At 50.4% G+C, this 20,847-nt stretch carries 15 protein-coding genes and 1 pseudogene; 7 read left to right on the forward strand and 9 right to left on the reverse strand.

What is annotated here, in order from left to right:
* Window positions 1–306: 306 nt before the first annotated feature.
* Window positions 307–1,683 carry a gluconeogenesis factor YvcK family protein gene (locus AC286M_RS31050; protein ID WP_488208074.1) on the forward strand — a complete coding sequence of 459 codons (1,377 nt, stop codon included), beginning with the start codon at window positions 307–309 and terminating at the stop codon, window positions 1,681–1,683.
* Here AC286M_RS31050 and AC286M_RS31055 read toward each other — a convergent pair.
* A complete protein-coding gene (locus AC286M_RS31055) occupies window positions 1,633–3,588 on the reverse strand; it encodes a DNA/RNA helicase domain-containing protein (RefSeq protein ID WP_488208075.1) in 1,956 nt (651 codons plus the stop codon). The genes AC286M_RS31050 and AC286M_RS31055 overlap by 51 nt on opposite strands.
* A gap of 133 nt (window positions 3,589–3,721) precedes the next feature.
* Between AC286M_RS31055 and AC286M_RS31060 the strand changes: the two genes are divergently transcribed.
* The 3 genes from AC286M_RS31060 to AC286M_RS31070 all read left to right on the forward strand — a co-directional run bounded on the left by AC286M_RS31060 (window position 3,722) and on the right by AC286M_RS31070 (window position 9,060).
* Window positions 3,722–4,744 (forward strand): YkvA family protein, encoded by a 1,023-nt coding sequence (locus AC286M_RS31060; protein ID WP_488208076.1) that lies wholly within the window; start codon window positions 3,722–3,724, stop codon window positions 4,742–4,744.
* 192 nt (window positions 4,745–4,936) lie between these two features.
* Window positions 4,937–7,327 carry a CHAT domain-containing protein gene (locus tag AC286M_RS31065; RefSeq protein WP_488208077.1) on the forward strand — a complete coding sequence of 797 codons (2,391 nt, stop codon included), beginning with the start codon at window positions 4,937–4,939 and terminating at the stop codon, window positions 7,325–7,327.
* Window positions 7,324–9,060: a tetratricopeptide repeat protein gene (locus AC286M_RS31070; protein WP_488208078.1), complete on the forward strand. Its 1,737-nt coding sequence runs from the start codon at window positions 7,324–7,326 to the stop codon at window positions 9,058–9,060. The genes AC286M_RS31065 and AC286M_RS31070 overlap by 4 nt, the downstream gene beginning before the upstream one ends.
* A gap of 180 nt (window positions 9,061–9,240) precedes the next feature.
* Here AC286M_RS31070 and AC286M_RS31075 read toward each other — a convergent pair whose 3' ends face one another.
* The 7 genes from AC286M_RS31075 to AC286M_RS31105 form a co-directional block, all read right to left on the reverse strand.
* Window positions 9,241–9,663 (reverse strand): hypothetical protein, encoded by a 423-nt coding sequence (locus tag AC286M_RS31075; protein ID WP_488208079.1) that lies wholly within the window; start codon window positions 9,661–9,663, stop codon window positions 9,241–9,243.
* Between the two features lie 31 nt (window positions 9,664–9,694).
* Window positions 9,695–10,531 carry an SWIM zinc finger family protein gene (locus AC286M_RS31080; protein ID WP_488208080.1) on the reverse strand — a complete coding sequence of 279 codons (837 nt, stop codon included), beginning with the start codon at window positions 10,529–10,531 and terminating at the stop codon, window positions 9,695–9,697.
* Between the two features lie 17 nt (window positions 10,532–10,548).
* The gene (locus AC286M_RS31085; protein ID WP_488208081.1) at window positions 10,549–13,824 is read right to left on the reverse strand and encodes a DEAD/DEAH box helicase; all 3,276 of its coding nucleotides are present in this window, start codon (window positions 13,822–13,824) and stop codon (window positions 10,549–10,551) included.
* Window positions 13,825–13,907: 83 nt separating this feature from the next.
* Complete coding sequence (locus AC286M_RS31090) at window positions 13,908–15,530, reverse strand: ArnT family glycosyltransferase (protein ID WP_488208082.1); 1,623 nt, start codon at window positions 15,528–15,530, stop codon at window positions 13,908–13,910.
* An 85-nt stretch (window positions 15,531–15,615) separates the two neighbouring features.
* Window positions 15,616–16,227: a PH domain-containing protein gene (locus AC286M_RS31095; protein ID WP_488208083.1), complete on the reverse strand. Its 612-nt coding sequence runs from the start codon at window positions 16,225–16,227 to the stop codon at window positions 15,616–15,618.
* A 123-nt stretch (window positions 16,228–16,350) separates the two neighbouring features.
* Window positions 16,351–16,737, reverse strand: coding sequence for a hypothetical protein (locus tag AC286M_RS31100; protein WP_488208084.1), 387 nt, complete (start codon window positions 16,735–16,737; stop codon window positions 16,351–16,353).
* Window positions 16,734–17,114: a hypothetical protein gene (locus tag AC286M_RS31105; RefSeq protein ID WP_488208085.1), complete on the reverse strand. Its 381-nt coding sequence runs from the start codon at window positions 17,112–17,114 to the stop codon at window positions 16,734–16,736. The genes AC286M_RS31100 and AC286M_RS31105 overlap by 4 nt, the downstream gene beginning before the upstream one ends.
* A 258-nt stretch (window positions 17,115–17,372) precedes the next feature.
* On the opposite strand from AC286M_RS31105, the gene AC286M_RS31110 reads away from it, so the two are divergent.
* Entirely contained in the window at window positions 17,373–17,615 is a 243-nt protein-coding gene (locus AC286M_RS31110) for a hypothetical protein (RefSeq protein ID WP_488208086.1), read from the forward strand.
* Between the two features lie 12 nt (window positions 17,616–17,627).
* A pseudogene (locus AC286M_RS31115) lies at window positions 17,628–18,098 on the forward strand (sterol desaturase family protein); the annotation flags it as partial.
* Between the two features lie 165 nt (window positions 18,099–18,263).
* Here the strand turns inward: AC286M_RS31115 and AC286M_RS31120 are convergent.
* Window positions 18,264–18,650, reverse strand: coding sequence for a hypothetical protein (locus tag AC286M_RS31120; protein WP_488208087.1), 387 nt, complete (start codon window positions 18,648–18,650; stop codon window positions 18,264–18,266).
* A gap of 458 nt (window positions 18,651–19,108) precedes the next feature.
* Between AC286M_RS31120 and AC286M_RS31125 the strand changes: the two genes are divergently transcribed.
* Window positions 19,109–20,839: a M14 family metallopeptidase gene (locus AC286M_RS31125; protein ID WP_488208088.1), complete on the forward strand. Its 1,731-nt coding sequence runs from the start codon at window positions 19,109–19,111 to the stop codon at window positions 20,837–20,839.
* Window positions 20,840–20,847 lie beyond the last annotated feature (8 nt).

Consider the following 20,847-nt stretch of genomic DNA (forward strand, 5'->3'; position numbering starts at 1 on the left):
GCGAGCATTTCGCCAAAAATTACTCTGAGAGAAAAATAGTGGATTTCGCATGTTCTATCGTTATGTGACGATTTATAAGGTAGTTAACGCTGCATGAGCGGTTTCACTGTTAGCCTATTGCCAAAAATCGCTAAAATTCTCAACTGCGGCCTAACTTTCATTACAATTTTGCCGATAGGAAGCCGCTTGATTCGAAATAACTATCATTAGTGCATTGACGCTCTTAACCCAACTTGGTTTAGGATGAGTTCTAATCTAAATAATTATTCATAAATAAAAGCAATTAAAAACCAGACGCTCAACGCTATGTTAAAAGCCCCTTTGAAGCAAGCCCTGTATGTCATCCGTCGCAACTCGATGGCTCGACGACATCCTCGTCGGATGAATCGATGGTTTAAATGGCTTGCTCCAGGCTTGTTTATCAAGCGATGGTTGCTGATCAGCCTAGCCGGGATGCTGCTGGCTGGATTAGGACTCGCGATCTGGCTAAAAATGACGCCCGTCTTTTACACCGCCCGCTTTGTTGGTAATGCGCTTGAAATCGTTACGACCATTGTGCCAAGTTATGTCAGCGGGCCGCTTGTGCTGCTAGGCGGAGTTGGTCTCTTACTTTGGGGGCAATCTCGCACGCTGGGCGCAATTACCGAAGTGCTGATGCCGGACAGCGATGAGGAACTAGTCGATGTATTGCTACAGCATCGGCGGCTGTATCGGGGGCCAAAAATTGTCGTTATCGGTGGCGGTACAGGGCTGTCAACTCTACTTCGGGGGCTGAAAAGCTACAGCGCTAACATCACCGCTATTGTTACAGTGGCCGATGATGGCGGGTCGTCCGGACGACTGCGGCGGGAAATCGGCGTGTTGCCGCCTGGCGATATTCGCAACTGCCTGGCGGCACTGGCTGACGAAGAGAAACTGCTCACGGAACTGTTTCAGTACCGCTTCAAAGCGGGCGCAGGACTGTCGGGTCACAGCTTTGGTAACTTGTTTTTGACCGCGATGACCGAGGTGACGGGCGATCTGGAGCAGGCGATTGCCGCTTCGTCCAAAGTTTTAGCGGTACGAGGGGAAGTGCTACCCGCGACGCTAAGCGATGTTTGCCTATGGGCTGAACTGTCCGATGGGCGGCTGATTCACGGTGAATCGAATATTACGGAAGCCAAAGGCCGGATTGTCAATATCGGCTGTCTGCCCGCTAATCCGCCTGCGCTACCGAAAGCGATTCAAGCTATTAAAGAGGCAGACTATATCGTGATTGGCCCCGGTAGCCTCTATACCAGCATTGTGCCGAATTTACTTGTTCCAGACATTGCTCATGCGATCGCACAGCGGACAGATATTCCCCGCATCTATGTCTGCAACATCATGACCCAGCCGGGCGAAACGGATAACTATACCGTTGCCGATCACCTGCGAGTGCTGGATGCCATTTGCAATCGTTCCCTTTGCGATGCGGTGTTGGTGCAGCGGCGGGTGCCCTCTGCCGGAACGCTGATCCGCTATGCCCAGAGCAATTCCCATCCGGTTTTCTTTGACCGCGAGAACATCATGCACCTGGGCCGCCGAATCGTGATGGCTAACGTGATGGAAGAAGACATGAATACGGGCTATGTGCGGCACAGTCCCGACCGTTTAGCCCGCGTCCTGCTGCGCTGGTATACCCGCGTCCATAAGACATCTTAAGCCCGCTTGGCACAAGGCGCGATAGGTTTCATTCAACTGCGCATCCGGCGGGACAAACACGATCAGGCCGTCCCGCCCGCGCGAGAGCAAGACTCGATAGCTATTCAGCCGCAACTGATACGGATCGCGGACATGGCGCTGACGGGTGTGAGTCTGCCACTGACCATCCTGCCAGCGCAAATCGCTGCCCCAGCAGACAATGGGCAAATCTAGCTCCAGTCCCTGACAGCTAAATTCCGTCGCCACCCGCTCAAAGGCACAGCAGGATAGAGGCGCATCCGGCGGATCGACGTACCAGGGACCAATCTTCATCCACTGCGTGGACTTGTAATCGTTGGGAATCCCATAATTCGGTAAGTTCCGAGCACGAGACGAAGCCAGCAGTCCGTAGCGCTTGTTAGGCGATTGAACATAGCGATCGCAACAGTACTGCTTGGCTAATTCCAAATCGCGAGTCACATAGGCATCAAATCCCTCGGCTTCCAGCCGGGGCATCCAGGCGGCGGCCTGTTCGAGTTCACCATTAAGCAGGTCGGCAATCCAGCTCTGCACATCCTGCGCCAGGTGACTGCGAAGGGACAGGCTGAGATTGAACTGTGGATCAACGTGTAGTCGTTCAGCAGCAACAGCATCGAACCATTTCGCCTGAGCGGGCGCACAGTGAACCTGCCAGTTGGCCTGAGCCGCTTGCAGCGACTGATTCCACTGCTCAATGCCGTCTTCCTCGCCCACATGAATCGTCTGCCCCTCACCAATCAGCGCCACCACGATTGACCAGTCCGGAATCCGCTCGGCAATCCGCAAAATGGCTCCGCTGGCGGCACTATTGATGCCGTACTTTTCCGACATACGATCGCAATCCCAGGCGCGTTGGGCCTCGTCGAACACGATAATGTGCTCCGGCGGCGCGGTTTGACGGCGCACTTCGTACTGCAAGTAGAAGTTACGCACCGCTTGAACAAATACCTTGCTGTTCAGCGCATACTGCAACACCTGCACCAGCGGCGCGTTACCCGTGAGGAAAACGGCTTGGGGCTGATTTGAATCCTGGTCTTTGAGCGGATTTTGATAGACGTACTGTAGCCCGACCAGCGTTTTCCCGGCTCCCGGCACGCCCGTAATCAGCACCAAATGCCGCTCTTGCTGCTGCTGCGCCTGAAGCGTCAACTTATGCAAGAAATCCAGCAGGTCGGGAATACCCACGCTCTGCGCTTGCCGAATGCTGGGCAGTGGTTCCTGCCGAAAAATCTGCTGCGCGGCTTGAACCACCGTCGGTAATGGCGCATAGTCCGACTGCACCCACTGCTCGGCGTTGATGTCTGGCTCAACGGGCTGGAGTTGATTAAGGTATTCAGCAATTTGATGAGGCGCGATCGCAGTTACCGTTCTTGTATCTCCATATTCCTGACTGGTCACAGGAGGCCCAGAGGCAAAGGACTGACTGGCGCGAGTCGGCACAATCAGCGGCATGACCGGATGATGATGAGAAGCTTGATGATAGGTGGCTAAATCGCGGGCATAAGCGGCAACTTGGTCACAGTCGGCCAGCGAAGGCTTACTCTTTTGTTTGAATTCAAATACTAAAATACGACCCGCTCCCAGCAGAACTAAATCCAGTCGGCGTCCGCCTTCGCGGGGTAGTTCATATTCAAAAATGAGCGTCCAGTTTTGCTGTTGGGATGGTTTGAGATGGGAGAGTTGCGATCGCAAAATGTCGCCGCTATCCTGCCACGCTTGTTTTTGAGTCGTTGTAGCTTGCTGCTGATAAAGCTGCTGATAGCGGGTACAAAGCTGAGCGAACCATTCGTCGGCTGGCAGAGCTAAAAACTGCTGTACGGAACCCATCCAGCCATATTGTCCTTGCGCTGTGGCACCGATATCGAAATTTAGCTCAGTAGAAATCATCTCAAGGCGATAAATATATACAGCAGCAGATGCTGTTTGAGAGTCTAAACGACATAATTACTAGAACCATCATTCGTTAGACTGACGCGGCGTGCCTAATTTCAAGGCAAGTTAATATATTGGATTTTTTGTTATGGCTAATTGGTTTGACTCAGCAGCGAAAGCAGCAGGCAAAACAGCAAATAATCTCGGTAAAAATATTAGTAAGACGACATCTGGACTAGCCGAAGCCGCAGGTGAAACAGCCAGCAGTATTGGCAAAAACGTGAGTCACGCGACATCTAGTGTCGTGACAACCGTTCGAGGCTGGTTGCCGTTTTCGAATGAAGATACCCTTGCGTTCTTTGCGATCCTTTTTGCTGTTGCCGCCGCAGACCAAAAGATTGATGAAGATGAGATGAGCTTCATTCTGTCGAGTCCTGAAGCGGACAAATTATCGGCTGAGGAGAAAGAAACGTTACAGTCATATTCTTACAATCCACCCTCATTAGAGGAATCTATCCAGAAGTTATCAAAAGCAGATCGCGAACTCAAATTTGGCTTGATGTTCTATATTCTGAGCCTAGTATGGTCTGACCAGAATATGACAGCCGAGGAGGAATCTGCGATTAAAACGGCTCAGCGAGAGTTTGAGATTAATGACGTACAGGTCAAGGCAATTGAAGACTTTATTAATGTGCTAGATCAAACCCGACATGGGCAAGATCAAGCATCAATTGATCAGGTGAAAGCCGCAACTAAACGGATGGAAAATGTTGGGATTCCGGTTCAAGCCATGACACATTCGCAGGACAGTGCAGACGAAAATATGGAATATTCCGATGAAGCTTTTTGGGACAAGATGAGAGCATTTGGCACAAAGGCCGGAAAAAGTCTCGTCGAGCAGGCTTTTGTGATGTGGAATGCCCTTCATGATCCAAAAACTCCCATTTCAGCCAAGCTAACCATTGCAGGTGCATTGGCCTACTGGATTCTCCCGGTGGATATGATTCCTGATGTGCTGCCTGCCGTCGGATTCACGGATGATTTATCGGCCATTACAGCCGCACTTGCCAGTATTGCAATGAGCATCACGCCTGAAATGAAAACGAAGGCAAAAGCACAAACGGCAGCTTTATTTAATGAGCAAGACATTCCTGAATCAGAGATTTTGTAGAGATTCGTAGAGAAGGGATGTGCGATCGCAATTTATCGCAATTTATGGCAATGTGATGCGATGCTTGATTGCCCAGTAGGGCAATTGAAACATTGGCCTCTGTTGCCTGACGCAGCGAAGCGGGAAGGCTAACATGGGGAGGCTTTTGCTTTCTCTACTGAATATCGCCAAGTATCGCTACCGATCTGCACCATGCCTATTCTGACGATTTGTGAAACGGGTCTACTTGCTGACAATGCTGGTTTTGCCGCGATGGTGAGTATTGATCATCAAACGCGGTATGAGATTAGGGTTCACGATCCGTTTGATGCGCGGAAAGAGCGGGAGCTAGAGTTCTACTTTGAGCAGTGGATTAAGTTTCCATTTGACGATTACGTAATCGCACAGCGGGCGGCGGCGAGCATTGAAACCTATGGTCACGACCTGTTTAAGCAGGTATTTGCTGATCCAGATGCCTACAGCGACTATAAGCAAGCCTGTCGCGAGGGACTGACCCAACTGCGGATTGAAATTGAGGGCAATTCACCGGATTTTCAGGCGCTGCACTGGGAGGCGCTGAAAGACCCGAAGCAGCCGCGACCGTTTGCGGTGGAGGGTATTTTTACGCGCAAGCGGTTTCAAAAAGGCATTACCCAAATTGATCTGCAATCATCGCCGACGATTAATTTGCTGGTGGTGACGGCGCGACCGGATGAGGAATCGGATGTGGGCTATCGGACGATTTCGCGACCGCTGATTGAGGCGATTCACACGGCGCAGTTGCGGGTGAATGTGGAAATTTTGCGTCCGGGGACGTATCAGGCGCTATCGGATCATTTGGAAGGGAAGGAAGGGCATTATCACATTGTCCATTTTGACGCGCATGGGGGATTGATGACTCATGAGCAGTACAAACAGGGCGTGAAGGCGGATCGCTATACGTATCAGGCGCGGTATGGCCGAGATGATCTAGAGCGCTATGACGGGGTGAAGGCGTTTTTGTTTTTGGAGGGGCAGAGCAAAGGCAAGGCCGATCCGGTGGAAGCGGAGGAATTGGCGAAATTACTGACAGGCAAAGGCATCCCCATTTGTATTTTGAACGCCTGCCAATCGGGGAAACAGTTAAAAACAGAAGGCGGAAAAAAGGCAGAAGCGGACGAAACAGAACCGGAAATCCAAAATCCAAAATCCGCAATCCAAAATTCCGAGACCAGTTTGGGCAGTCGGCTGATGGCGGCAGGTGTGCAGATGGTTGTGGCGATGGGCTATTCCGTCACCGTGACGGCGGCGGCGCTGATGATGGAGAAGCTGTATGGTCAGTTGTTTGCGCAGCAGGGGATTCCGGAGGCGATTCGGCTGGGGCGGAAGGAGCTGTATAACCAGAAGAATCGGCGGGTGTATTTTAACCAAATTGTGGAGCTGGAGGACTGGCTGCTGCCCGTGGTGTATGCCAATCGGGATGTGGATTTGAAGCTGCGGGAGTTTACGTCTCAGGAACGCACCGAATACCTGATGCAGCGGCGGCAGCGCTATCGGTTTAGCGGCGCGACCTATGGCTTTGTGGGGCGCGATCTTGAAATTCTCAAGATTGAGAAAGCGCTGCTGCAGCACAATATTTTGCTGCTGCGGGGGATGGGCGGCACGGGCAAGACGACGCTGCTCAACTATCTGCGGGAGTGGTGGCAGACGACGAATTTTGTGCGGGATGTGTTCTATTTTGGCTATGACGAAACGGCGCATACGCTCCAGCAAATTCTACGGGTGATTGGTAAAGGGCTGTATCCTGACTCTCGTAAATTTTCAGACTTTGAATCAATGCCGATTGAGGCGCAGATGGAAGATGTGGCCGATCACCTGCGGGCGAAACCCTATGGGCTGATGCTGGATAATTTGGAGTCGGTGACGGGGCAGGCGTTGGCGATTCAGAATACGCTGCCGGAGGCGGAACAGGCGCAGATTCGCGAGTTTTTGCTGCTGTTGCGGGGTGGCGAAACGAAGGTGGTGCTGGGGTCGCGGAGTGGGGAAGAGTGGTTGGCGGATGTGTATACGAAGGCGGGGAAGGCGAATGTGTATCCGCTGGCGGGGCTAGACCCGGAATCGCGGACGGTGCTGGCGGAGAAGATTTTGGATGCCCAGGTGGGGAACCCGAAGCGAATTGCGGAACTGCGGAAAGATGACGGGTTTAAGCGGCTGATGAAACTGCTGGCGGGGTATCCGCTGGCGATGGAGGTGGTGCTGGCGAATTTGGCGAACCAGTCGCCGCAGCAGATTTTGGACAGGCTACAGGCGGCGGATGTGGATCTGAATGTGGGGGGTGGGGATAAGACGAATAATATTCTCAAATGTGTGGAATATTCGCACAGTAATTTGTCACCGGATGCCCAGAAATTGTTGGTGTGTTTGGCACCGTTTAATAGTTTTATTGATCGGGCAGATTTAGAAAATTACGGCCAGCAATTGCAGGAGCGGGAGCCGTTTAAGGATTATGATTTTAGTCGGTTTGATGAAGCAATTCAGGAGGCGATTCAGTGGGGTTTGCTGTCGGGAATGAACCCGGATGGATCCCCCCTAGCCCCCCTTAAAAAAGGGGGGAAAGATTATTGAGTATTCAACCGATTTTCCCTTATTTTTTGCGGACGAAGCTGAATGACCTGGATGCCGCGACCCGCGATGCGCTCTATGACGGGTTTAAGGCACACTATCAGGGCTTGGCGGGTAGCTATCAGCAGTTGATGAAATCCAAGAATCCGCAAGAACGACAACTGGGACTTCTCTTCTGTCGTCTAGAGTATGAAAATCTCTATAGTGCATTAAAGATTAGTTTAGCTAATCGTGAAATTCCAGAGATCTTTAATTGCTTAGGATTGTATTTCAATATTTCTAATAATTCTCAAAAAGAACTAGAGATCTTGGAATTTGTATGTAATGCACTAGGTCAGTATCCTTCAAACGTTAAAGTTGATGGGTTAGGAGAAACTATTGTTCGCGCTTTTGGTCAACGTGCAAATCTTTATCTAAAGACACAGAAATATCGAAAAGCGGAGGAAGCTTATAATCAGGTTCTTGATGTTTTAGAAGAAGTTACAGATATAGATCATCAGGAAAAACAACTTCTGGCTGCAAACACTTACCACATGTTAGGTATGGTTGCCGAAGAGCTGAGGGAGTTTGAGCAGGCGCGATCTCACTATCAAAAGGCGCTCGACATCAAAATTGAATTCAATGACCGCTATAGCCAAGCTCGCACCTACCACCAGTTAGGCAGGGTTGCCCAAGAGCTAAGGGAGTTTGAGCAGGCGCGATCTCACTATCAAAAGGCGCTCGATCTCAAAATTGAATTCAACGACCGCTATAGCCAAGCTCATACCTACCACCAGTTAGGCATGGTTGCCCAAAAGCTGAGGGAGTTTGAGCAGGCGCGATCTCACTATCAAAAGGCGCTCGATATCTGCATTGAATTCAACGACCGTTACAGCCAAGCCAGCACCTACCACATGTTAGGTATGGTTGCCGAAGAGCTGAGGGAGTTTGAGCAGACGCGATTTCACTATCAGCAGGCGCTCGATATCTTCATTGAATTCAACGACCGCTATAACCAAGCGAACGTCTACCACCAGTTAGGCAGTGTTGCCCAAGAGCTGAGGGAGTTTGAGCAGGCGCGATTTCACTATCAAAAGGCGCTCGATATCTGCATTGAATTCAACGACCGCTACAGCCAAGCCAGCACCTATGGTCAATTAGGAAATCTTTGCAAGGCTCTACGTGAATATGAGCAGGCGCAACAGCATTTCCAAAATGCTCTTACGATTCACATGGATTTTAATGATCGCCACAGCCAAGCACTGGATCATCACAATTTAGGCATGGTTTCCCAAGAGCTGAGGGAGTTTGAGCAGGCGCGATCGCACTATCAAAAGGCGCTCGACATCAAAATTGAATTCAACGACCGCTACAGCCAAGCGGGCACCTACCACCAGTTAGGCAGGGTTGCCGAAGAGCTGAGGGAGTTTGAGCAGGCGCAGTCTCACTATCAAAAGGCGCTCGACATCAAAATTGAATTCAACGACCGCTACAGCCAAGCGGGCACCTACCACCAGTTAGGCAGGGTTGCCCAAGAGCTAAGGGAGTATGAGCAGGCGCAGTCTCATTACCAAAAAGCATTAGAGACATATACGGAATATGGGGATGAACATAATGGTGGAATTGTTTTCCGAAGTTTTGCCCGACTTTATCAAACCACCCAAGACCCCAACATCCTCACATCTGTCGCCCAATGCCTCAACGCCACCCCCGCAGACATGCAGCAACTCTTCGCCAATTTCAACCGCGATGAATAGAACAGTCTGAAAACCCAAACCGTTGCGTAAGGGTGGGTTTAGCCGACAAATGGTAAATTCGAGGCAAAATCGGTCAACAAAACCCGCCCCTACAACGGGCATCATCATTACCGAAACGTTACGTAGGGGCAAATGGCCATTTGCCCCTACAGGTGGGGTATTTTTAACCATTTTGACCGTTTATTCCGGTTCCGGTTCCGTGTAGTCGCAAAACGTGCGAATCCCCAACTTCAACACCCAGAGCACAACAACAGTGGCAATCGCCGGATTAATCGGCAGCGTCACCAAATCAATCACATACACAATCAGCCCCGCCAGCAGCGCCGCCTCGCCCGGTTTCTTGTTGTACTCCTCCACCTTGGCCAGAAACCCATCATCCCCACAGATCTCCCGCCGCAGATTCTTCAGAAACACCTGCCGCAGCGTCTTGCGCTCCTCCCCATAAACCGCCGTGCCCGCTTCTGCCGCGATCAGATCTTCCAGGCTGGTTTTTAGATCGCCATCATGTTCTTGCAGAGTTGCGATCGCAGGTTGGGCTTCGTCATAATCCTGAAGCAGCTCCTGGACAGTTTGCAGTTCAGTGGAAGATAGCTGGGGACTCATACATGATCTATGGGTTCAGGGCATCTGAATTTTAGAGCAAATCCTTTCGTTTCGTTTTCACTCGTTCGTAAAACTCTTCCATTGCTTCAATAAACGAGTTCTCCCGCGACCAAAAGGGTGGAAAATCACCCTGCTTCTTCACGACCACAGCCGACACCGTTGAAGGTGCAGGTACTTCAATCGTCTGTGGCAATCGCTTTTCCCCTTGCCAGAAGGCTTTGGCGCTCAGTTCTGTCGCCTCAACTAGCTGCGGTTTCGTGTAGTAGGATTCAACGGGTGTGGGCGGATGCCGCTGAGCCGAAAGTTCGGCAGATAGAGCTTGACCGAGTGGCGTTTTAGCCAATTCGGCTTTAAGTTCCTCTTTCTTGAGACCCCGCAGTTCAAAGAGCAAAAACGGATCCCGATCTAGCTCAGCCGCGATTAGATAATACACTCCGGCAACATGCTTACAGGGATTGTTCCAATCGGGGCAGGAGCAGCGGGTGTGAAAGTCTCTGTTACTTGCAGGCAGCAGATGCAGCCCCAGCGTATGGAAACTGTCTTCAATATTTTCCGGAATTTCGTTCAGCAACAGCCGCGAAATCAGACCTGCCTTAGACGCAATCAGTGCAATGACAGCCGTCCATTTAGCTTTACTAATTGGCTCAAAATCAATCAGCACATCATATCGCGGTTCGCTATAAACGCCAAAGTAGGGATTAACAGAACCCCGCACCTGCGCCGTAATCAGTCCCCGATCAATCTTAAAGCCAATCACTTTACCGTTGCTGGCATAGGAGCGCCCCCGACTCAAACGGCCTGAATCGGTCAGCTCTTCAATTGCTTCAATAAATTTTTGTCCCCACCAGGATCGACTAAATTTAGCCATAATTTTGACTCCCAGGACTACTCCAAAATGGCATTGCGATTCAGGGCAATCAGTTGCTTAAAGGCATCATTATCTAACTCCGTCAGCCAGGATTCATCGGCACCCACAATTGCTCCGGCCAGCTTTTTCTTATCTTCAATCATCTGATCAATGCGTTCTTCCAGTGTCCCCATCGTGACAAACTTATGCACGAAGACGTTCTTCTGCTGACCAATTCGGAAGGCACGGTCAGTGGCCTGATCTTCCACAGCCGGATTCCACCAGCGGTCGAAATGAAACACGTGGTTAGCTTTGGTCAAGGTAATCCCCACACCCGCTGCTTTGAGAGATAAGACAAAAATTGACGGTTCCGTTTCTGGATCTTGGAACTGGGTAATCATCTGTTCCCGCTTGTTGCGGTTGGTGCCGCCGTGGATGTAGTAGGTGTTGTAGTGGCGGGTGTGGCGCAGGTGGTTGGCGAGAGCATCGCCAATTTCGCGGAACTGGCTAAAGACAAGAGCGCTCTCCCCTTCTTCAATTACTTCGTCCAGCATTTCTAGTAACCGATCCAGCTTGTGCGATCGCTCTGCTGTAAACCCGCTTTCATCCTGCAAAAACTGGCGGGGATGGTTGCAGATTTGCTTCAGTTTCGTCAAGGTAGCCAGAATTAATCCTTTACGCTTCATCCCCTCAGCAGCTTCCAGCTGCTCGGTGACATCCTTGAGTACGGCTTCATACAGGGACGCTTGCTCTTTGGTCAGATTACAGTAAAGCTTCTGCTCTACCTTATCGGGCAGGTCTTTAATAATCGCCTGATCGGTTTTGACTCGCCGCAGGATGAACGGCTCCACCAGTTTCTTGAGCGTGGCCGAGCGAGTGGGGCTGTTGTCTTTCTGGATCGGCATTTCGAACTGCTTGCGAAATTGCGTCTGGGTGCCCAAATAGCCGGGATTAAGGAAGTTAAAGATTGACCACAAATCCAGCAGGCGGTTCTCTACGGGCGTTCCGGTCAGGGCCAGCCGATGGTGGGCATTGAGCTTCAGAATCGCCTTGGTCTGAGCCGTTTTGGGATTTTTGATATTCTGCGCTTCGTCCAGGACAATCCGGTGCCAGGTAATGCCCGTCAGCAGCTTGGCATCCTTACGAGCCAGGGTAAAGGAAGTGATAATCACGTCATGCTGGCGACAGAGGGCTTTGAATTCTTTCGTATCTTTTGTGCGATCGCTACCGTGATGCACCACCACCGTTAAATGGGGCGCAAACTTGTGCAGTTCGTGATACCAGTTGCCCACAACGGAGGTGGGCGCGATCAGCAGGGTTGGCGGCACTTGCTTGACTCCGGCCTGGGTTGCCATTTCTCGCTCTTGCACGAGACGAGCAATCACCTGCACTGTTTTGCCCAAGCCCATGTCGTCCGCCAGACAACCATTAAGGCCCAGATTTTCCAAATAGTGCAGCCAGGACAGGCCCCGCTTCTGGTAATCCCGCAGATTGCCTTGGAGCTGATCGGGATTGGGGGTTAGCTCCAAGCGGCCTTTGTCGCTGAGCTGGGTCAGCATCGTCGCCAAGACATCATTGCGATCGAAATCGACTTCTAGCTCATCATCTTCGCCAGCCGTCAGCCGCATGAAGTCAAGCAGACTCATTTCCGGATTGTCGGCCTGCTGCTGCTTCCAGAAGTCCAGCATTTGCTGCATTTTCTCCTGGTCTAGCTCCATCCACTGACCGCGAAACTTGACCAGCGGCGACTTAGCCTGCACCAGTTGCTGCCACTCCTGTTCGCTGACGGGCTGGTCACCAATGGACATCTCGTATTTGTACTGCACCAGCGTTTCAAACGAGAAGTAGCTCTTGGCCTTGTCGTTGCCGCCCAGAGATTTGCCCTTGGCCTTGAGCCGAATCTTGGCCCGCTGCCGTCCTTTTGGTGTCCACCAGGCAGGCACAATAATCTTGTAGCCAGCATCCTCCAGCACCCAAGCGGAATCCTTGAGGAAGTCAAACGCCGTATTTAGATCGACAAAGATGCCGACAGGCTCATCGGTTTCGAGTCCTTGCCAAAAATTAGGATAAATTCGCGCCGTATAGCCCAGATTCATCAGCAGATGCTGCTCAAAATCCTCGCCGAACTGCTTCCGCAGTTCCCGCTCTTGTTTGCCCCGCAGTCGCCAAAAGTCCATGAGGGCGATTTGCAGCGATGGGTCATGCTTGGGTGCAACTTGAAACAGGATTTGCCACGGATCATCTGGTTTTGCAGGTTCCTCCAGTTTGAATCCCACATGAAACGGAGCTTCGGTTTCAGAGCGAGTAATGCGATCGCGCCATCCCTGCCACTGCTGATAGCGTTCTAAATGATAAGCCGTGCCAGCCCAAGGGTATCTAAGGTTCTGAGTTAGGCAGCTTTCAACTAAGGAGCCTTCGATTTTCTTGAGGTAGGTCTGGGGTAAAGAAAAGGATGTACCTCTGACCAGATCATTCACCCAGCATTCTGAAAAATGCCGCAGGAGAGTTTTGCGGTCATAAAAGGTCGGTCGGTCTGGCTCTTTCTCAAATCCAGCTACACACAGATGCGGCATGTATTCAACATAGGCATCCAAGCTGGCTTCGTAGCGATCGCCAACGATATCCCAGGCTGGATAAATCTCAGCATCACCACCTAATCGCTGACTAGCTGCTTTCGCTTCTGCTTGAGCCTGAATTTGCGCCTTGCTAGTGTTTGCTCGGGTCGATTTCGATGAGGCTTTAGACCGAGATTTAGAGCGGCTAGATGTTTTGGCAGCAGCAGACGACGCTTGATCTAAATGACGATACTTCAGCGCAGGAATATACTGATCGCGCAGAATCACCTGCTTCAGAGATTGGGTGTAGTGATACCAAAACAGCAGGTCGGCTCCGAGCTGCACATCCGCCAGATTGTAGAGCGCCAGAAAGTGCAGGTCATTCAGCACACTGATAATTTGAGTATTCTCTCGAATTGGATAGCAGTCTATTTTCCAGAACTGCCAATCAAATGTGTCGGGGCTTTCATCTTCTAAATAACGCGATAGCTCCAAAGACGGCAGCGGCTCGTCCTCGGTTGTGGGCAACAGGAAGTAACACTGTGTAATGTAATCCTCCAGCTTGCGAGCACCCAGAACTTTAACCCCCAACTCATCCGCCAGGGTCGCTGCTAATTCCGGCGCAAACAAATGGCGAGGATGACCCGACCGACGGCGGCGGCTTTTCTCGTCGGTTTCAATCCAGAGATAAAATGTACCCGTTTGAATAAAATCGTCAGTTGGCTGGGGAATCCAAGTGCCGTGGAGAATTTTCATCATAGCGTCAACCCTTGACGCAGCTTCAGTAGGAATGATTGTGCTGATCTTACACTAACGGCTCTGACGAATTCTGTACGTTGCGTTTACTGAGCTTGTGAAATGGGTTTGGCGGCAGGAGCATCCGTTGCCCTGGGCTGAATCAGCAGAAATCCGGCGACCTCGTCCACTACCCAGTAAGAGGGCTGCGGTAGCTGAGCCTGATCCGCAGCGGGAATCAAGAAATACTGATCGGGTTGCCAAAACTGCTGTAATGTCTGTGGCCCAGCGGGTCGAATATAGCGATCGCTATAGAAATCCAGGCTGGGCCGATGATAGGAAAACGTGGTCAGGATTTTGCTTTGAGCGGGCGTATGCTCCTTAAGCATGGCGGCCACGGGCTGCACAGGGAAAGCTTCATTCAGTTCCCAGAGCCAGAAATCAGAGCTGACAAAGATTAATAGCACCACGTACAGTCCGTTGATTAGTACCGGAATAAAGTTGCGATCGCACTTCCCCAACAACCACGCTGCAATGCCCAGCGTTCCCGCCAGCACTAGACCAATGGGCATCAGCAACCACTGCTGCTCGATCCAGCCGATGACAAAACCACCGATCAAGCTAGCAACTGCGATCGCACCTAGCAGCCAGCTCCAAACCTTGTAAAACGGTCGGCGGTTCACCCAAATCTCGCCAAGCTGTGCGCCAATTGCCAGCGCCACAAACGGATACAGCGGCATGATGTACCAGGACAGCTTGGTGTCCATAACGGAAATTGTGCCCAGGTAAACCACTGTACCGACCAGTACTAACTGCGCCCAGGGTTGCGATCGCAATTTCCAGGCCAGCCACAGACTGCTCGGCCAGAACAGCAGCCACGGCCAGCCATACTCCAGCAGTTCAACGAAGTAGAACCATAACGGTTCCTGATGGTTGTCCACTGCTGCCCAAATCCGGTCAAGCGACTGGCCCATCACGTGTCCCTGCCAGAAGGTTGTGCCGTAGTGCTGAAACTGAAGCGCGTACCATGCGATCGCAGGTAGCAGCCCCAATACCAAACCAGCCCAGGCAATTGGACTTTTGAGTAAATTCCACTGCCGATTAACAAGCAGAAAGATTCCGGCTACAGCTCCCAACAGCACAGCCAGCAAGCCTTTCGTCAATGCAACCAGCCCCAGAGCCAGTCCAATGCCCAATCCCCAGCGGCGATCCTGTCGCGCTTGCAGCAAGCAGTATAGTAAAGCTAGAAACAGCGTAACGGCAACGCCATCGCGCATGGCTAAGCGTCCGTGGCGAGCGACAGGCAGGAGGGTTAGATAGACGCCTGCACTGCATACGGCAAAGGCTTTCTGGACAAACAGCTTCCGTCCTAGTAGGAAGAGTAATGGCACAGCCAAGGCACTGACAGCGGCAGGCATGAAGCGAGCTGTCCAGGTCTGGACGCCGCCAAGGCTATAGCCGATGTTAATCAGCCATTCCACCAGTGGCGGTTTATTCAAATACGGCGCACCGTAGATGGTCGGATAGAGCCAGTCGCCGGATCGATACATTTCCTTAGCGACTTGGGCAATCGTGCCTTCGTCCCAATCGCGCAGGGCAACCTGTCCCAGGTTGAGCCAATAGAGAAAGAGAGCTGCGATCGCAAACCCAACCGCGCACCAAGCATCGGACTTTTGCAGTTTTTGCCAAAGAACTGACCCGTTGAACTCGCTGAGTAGACGCTGAGCCATATAAGCTGAGCCACCTAGAGACGAAGGTATGCCATTGGCAGAATAGCAAATTGGCTGAGGTGCGATCGCGCCTTTAGCTAAGTGATCAATTATTAATAAACTTCTCGAAAACCTCGCCGAAGTCTTCGCGCATATAGTTTTGCTGAGCGTATTTCAGCCAATTGAAGGTGTATTGATTAATGGCCTTAAACTGCTCTTCAATCGAATCTGAAACGTTGAAGCGATTTCCCAAATTGGTGGCTGTTTTCAAGCTGTCTTGGGCATACTGAAACATCAAGCTATTTTCATGCTGAATCGTGCCAATTTTTGTCAACGACTTATACAGATCCTTGAGCGCTGTTAAGTAGTTTTTAGCAACAGCAATGGAATACTGAGAATTACCCATCGTAAATTTAATCTCGATATCCATATCGATGGTGCCAGCCGTTTCTAGCCGCACATCTCGAATGACATTCACTTGGTATGGATACCGATTCAGCATCCGCCGCTTGCTGGTGGCGGAGGTACCGTCGAGATGAATCAAGGCGAGATTGGTGAAACAGTATTCGTCGGTTTTTGATTTAATCAGAAAATATATCTTTTCATTTTCTTCGTGCATAACGTAGTTATCAGTTTCCACCTTGTCAAAGTCGGCGGGTTTGATAACAGCACCAATATCGCTCAATCCCAAGGCATCAGCGGCTATGTTCTTAAACATGTTGTATAAGTCTCACAAGTTGATCGGCATCAATCTAACTCATCTGATGAGGGAGTTGCCACTTTTGCCGTCCTCTAGGATATAGGGCCTTATCTTTGCCCTATATTGAAAGCCTATAAGGTATTACAATCCGTGATTTTTTGAAACATCTAGCGTTTCTGTCTCCACTTCCAGCTTGTACTTATTAATTTTGCTGACTTCTGTGAAGGTATAAATAAAAATCAAGCTAATCATCATCATCTCTCCACCATCTTCTACGACCCCTATTAAGAAATTCAGGTTTTTCCAAAACCAATGATTCATGCCAGCAGTGATTGAGTGGAATATATCTACGACTATGCCAAAGAAGGCTAAAGCGGCCACTAAACCTATAAGCCGTATAGATTTATGTCTAAATGAGCGCGAACCATATTTATAGGCCCAACCAATTACAAATAAGAAGACTAGAGCTGCCAATAACGATACGAGTATTTCTCCATAATCTTGAATTCTTAGCGACATCCACTTCATACTTGGGGTGCAAAGCCTAATTTTCTAAATATCAGATTGCCAAGATTTTCATGAAGTGAGAATGCATCATCAACCAGCAAGTAGCAGAAAAATAAGCTCCAAGTCAAATAAAATCGCTCTATCAGTAAACCGATAACAGTCAAATTAATAATAGACCACAGAAGTTTGATGTACTGAAAAAACTCTGCATAGCTGCGATCGCGTTCAATATCAAACAGTGGACTTGAGATGAAGGGAAGATACTCTCGACAGATGTGAATACCAATAAACACTGTATCAGCAAGCAATACTAGGATCAGCAGATATATGAGCAGGAAATCATATGGCCTAGAAGACCATATAAGAGGCACATCCCCACGCTTGAAGAACTTTCTCACGGCAACCACTCTGGCAAGGTTAACTTATTGCTTACCTCAGGTTAACCTAATTTTTACCAACACTCCGGCTAGTTCTTGCCAACCAACGAAAGGGTAAAAGTTTGGCTATCTTTGAGCACAGTGCGATCGCAGTCACAGTTAATTTTCTTTTGGTGTTTTCATTTTTAGGGCTGATGGTAGCATTCCGGTTTTGGAATACATCAGAATATTCTTTAAACGGAGTCAGGTGCCTTGAAATACAGCAATCTCAAATTGATTATGAACAGGCCGCCCCGGCGGGGCGGCCTGTTCATAATCAATTTAGTTCACCAGCTATTCAATAGAGCTGTAGATAACGAGATTGACTACTTTCAAGAATCAAGAGATGCGATCGCACAAACCGCTGCTTTCTTTAGCATTCAACGGGCCAATCACGCCTCTTTTAGACTGGTGCGATCGCGACCTGTAACCATTTGGCTGAGAGGTGCGATCGCATTTCTGCTGCTGGATCTCACCTTTTAATACTGGCATCGCGCTAATCACGGCATTCCATTCCTGGGGCGCTTTCATAATGCTCACCATTGTGATCCTAATCTAGATGTTTTGACTGGATTCCGCTTTTACTTTGGCAAAATGCTGTTCTCGGCGATGCTGCGGGCAGATCAGGCAGGTCTAATCGGTGCATCGCTGCCCATTTATCTGATCTACGAGCTGTTTTATCAGTCTAATACCCTATTCCATCCCAGCAATGTGCGCCTGCCCCACGCCTTAGAACGTCGGCTCAACTGGATCCTCGTCACGCCCCGGATGCACGGTATTCATCATTCCCAGGTACGCGAAGAAACTAATTCTAACTACTCAGTCATTCTGCCCTGGTGGGATCGGCTGCACAGAACGCTGCGTCTCAATGTGCCACAGTCTGAAATTATGGTTGGCATGCCAGCCTATACCGATCCGGCGGATAACAAGCTGAGCCACGTTTTGGCGCTGTCGTTTCAACCCTAGCGCGATTGTTGGCTCAAGCAGCAGCCGTTTCCGACTGCTCGCAATCCGACTGTCTTAGGCGATGACCCCACGCCAATGGTGAGTCAGGCCTAGTTAACAGTTCAAACGATCTCCAAAAAGAAAGAGCCGCAGAAGCGGCTCTTTCTTTTCTATTCCTGAACGTCTTTAATCTTGGGCATCCTTCGGTGATTGGGGATGACCTAGCAGTTGCTCAAATCGTTCTTTTGACCAGGATTCAGTTGAGTAGGCAACAGCGCTGATGTCGGCAATGCGGATTAGCCAAACCGTCCGCTGATAGGGATCTTCGTCTTCGTCATCTTGCCAATCAAGGTCAACATCGAATGAGGAGTCAGACTCATCTGGAACATAGACCGAGACAATTTCGAGAAATTCATGATCAAGATGAATTGGAATACCTGAAAAACCACTGCCCAGTGCCCGTACCCAAATCTCTTGGCCCTGCTGCAAGGCTTCTTCTAGACGTTGATACAGCAGGTTGGATTTGCGATCGCGCATGGCGGGCTGATTGGAGTCGAGCCGCAGATGTTCCATGAGCTTCTTCCTCCGAAATATCGTACTACAGAATAATACAAGTCAACTAAAGCCGTTTTAGGAAATTTCATGCTTCAGTTTCAAAATTTGGTGTAGGCTACGTGCTACACGCTCATCTCTTCGTCGATTAATTCATTGGTCTTGAATTCACCCCCAAAAATTTGTACATCTCGTTGATTATGTCGGTACTATACCCACACAAGCAACCAAATCCACCAAATTAATTGATATTGATCGGATATCGATCGATATTTGGCGTTTGTTAATGCCTATCCCTCACAAATCCCATCAGAATTTTTACATTAACTGTCACACAATCTGGCAACTTCTCCACAGATCCTAAGGTTATGCGAGGATATTTATCTCGCAACAAAATACATTGGCCATCGCTTTAACTCCGTGTTAGGCACTGAGCCACGCTTCTGACAATCATCTCACCATTTGAAATTGACGAAACGATGCAAGCAATAAATGAGCCAACCTTTGTGGGTGCAACACCAATTCGATTTGACCAGTTCTACCGTTATGAAGAGCTAAATCGATTACTCCACGATTTTGCTACTACTTATCCTAATCTAGTCCGAATTCACAGCATTGGCCGTAGCTACAAAGGTCGAGATATCTGGTTGCTGACAGTAACAAATTTTGCTAGCGGCATCGACACCGAAAAACCAGCCCTTTGGGTTGATGGCAATATTCATTCGGTGGAACTGGCTGCATCTACTGCCTGCCTGTATCTGCTGCATAGCCTGGTTAAGAGCTACGGCACTGATTCAGAGATTACCCGCTGTTTAGATAGCCGCGTTTTTTACATTTGTCCTAGAGTTAATCCGGACGGAGCCGAGTGGGCACTGGCGGATCAACCAAAGCATGTGCGCTCCAGCATTCGCCCCTATCCGGCTAGCTTCAACGATTTCCCCCCAGACGGACTGGTGCAACAGGACGTGGATGGAGACGGACGGATTCTCCACATGCGGATTCCCGATCCGAGTGGCGCTTGGAAAGTGTGCCCAGATGATCCTCGGCTGATGGTGCGCCGTGATCCGGTAGAAACCGGAGGCACCTACTACCGGATTTTTCCAGAGGGGATAGTTGAGAACTATGATGGCGCTTTGATCAATCTGCAACCCCACCGAGAACAGCTCGATTTGAATCGCAACTTTCCGGCTCAGTGGCGACCGGAACACGAACAGCCCGGTGCTGGCGACTATCCTACCTCGGAACCGGAAGCGCAAGCGCTGGTGCAGTTTGTCACCGAGCATCCCAATATCACAGGTGCGATCGCATTTCATACCTATGGTGGCTTGCTGCTGCGGCCCTTCAGCTATCGCCCAGATGAAGAACTTGATACTCAAGATCTACGGGTCTACAACCAGATTGGCCAAAAAGGCACAGAGCTGACTCAGTATCCTGCCGTTTCGATTTATCACGAGTTCCGCCCCGATAAAGATGTCGCCACGGGTGCCTTTGATGACTGGATGTATGAGCATCAGGGCGTCTTTGCCTGGACGGTAGAAATCTGGAGTCCACCTCAGCAGGCCAAACTAAACAATATTGATCTGGTGGACTGGCGACAGGATCACCCAGTGGAGGACGACCTGAAAATCATGCGCTGGGTCGATCAGGAACTAGACGGAAAGGGTTACGTAGACTGGTATCCGTTTGAACATCCCCAATTGGGCACGATTGAGCTGGGTGGCTGGGACTGGATTCGCACCTGGGCCAATCCACCCGCCTCGCATCTGGAGCGGGAGGTGGCGCTGTTTCCCAAATGGCTGGTGTGGCACCTGCTAATTTCGCCCAAGCTGGAGCTGTGGCAGGCTGAGGCCAAGTGCTTAGGCGACGATATTTATGACGTGCGGCTGGTGGTGCAAAACACGGGCTGGCTACCTAGCTACGTGACGCAGCAGGCCAAGCAGCGCAAGATTGTCCAGGGCTGCCGAGCGGAGATTCACCTGCCCGCAGCGGCTAAGCTGCTGTCGGGTAAACCTAGCGTTGATATCGGCCAACTAGAAGGCCGTGCCTATAAGCGACCGCTGCCCTATGCCGACGTGACGGACGATCGCGCCAAAGCCGAGTGGATTGTGCAGGCACCTCCTGGTACTCAAATTTCACTCACAGCTCAGCACGACCGCGCAGGCACCGTTCGCGCCACCGTGACCTGTTTGCCAGCAGACGATATTACCTGACCCAGTGA

The organism is Thainema salinarum CENA647, assembly GCF_057732415.1.

Coding starts and splice junctions, on each gene's coding strand:
- AC286M_RS31050 (WP_488208074.1), top strand. CDS start 307: ATGTTAAAAGCCCCTTTGAAGCAAGCCCTGTATGTCATCCGTCGCAAC.
- AC286M_RS31055 (WP_488208075.1), bottom strand. CDS start 3,588: ATGATTTCTACTGAGCTAAATTTCGATATCGGTGCCACAGCGCAAGGA.
- AC286M_RS31060 (WP_488208076.1), top strand. CDS start 3,722: ATGGCTAATTGGTTTGACTCAGCAGCGAAAGCAGCAGGCAAAACAGCA.
- AC286M_RS31065 (WP_488208077.1), top strand. CDS start 4,937: ATGCCTATTCTGACGATTTGTGAAACGGGTCTACTTGCTGACAATGCT.
- AC286M_RS31075 (WP_488208079.1), bottom strand. CDS start 9,663: ATGAGTCCCCAGCTATCTTCCACTGAACTGCAAACTGTCCAGGAGCTG.
- AC286M_RS31080 (WP_488208080.1), bottom strand. CDS start 10,531: ATGGCTAAATTTAGTCGATCCTGGTGGGGACAAAAATTTATTGAAGCA.
- AC286M_RS31085 (WP_488208081.1), bottom strand. CDS start 13,824: ATGATGAAAATTCTCCACGGCACTTGGATTCCCCAGCCAACTGACGAT.
- AC286M_RS31090 (WP_488208082.1), bottom strand. CDS start 15,530: ATGGCTCAGCGTCTACTCAGCGAGTTCAACGGGTCAGTTCTTTGGCAA.
- AC286M_RS31095 (WP_488208083.1), bottom strand. CDS start 16,227: ATGTTTAAGAACATAGCCGCTGATGCCTTGGGATTGAGCGATATTGGT.
- AC286M_RS31100 (WP_488208084.1), bottom strand. CDS start 16,737: ATGAAGTGGATGTCGCTAAGAATTCAAGATTATGGAGAAATACTCGTA.
- AC286M_RS31110 (WP_488208086.1), top strand. CDS start 17,373: ATGAACAGGCCGCCCCGGCGGGGCGGCCTGTTCATAATCAATTTAGTT.
- AC286M_RS31120 (WP_488208087.1), bottom strand. CDS start 18,650: ATGGAACATCTGCGGCTCGACTCCAATCAGCCCGCCATGCGCGATCGC.
- AC286M_RS31125 (WP_488208088.1), top strand. CDS start 19,109: ATGCAAGCAATAAATGAGCCAACCTTTGTGGGTGCAACACCAATTCGA.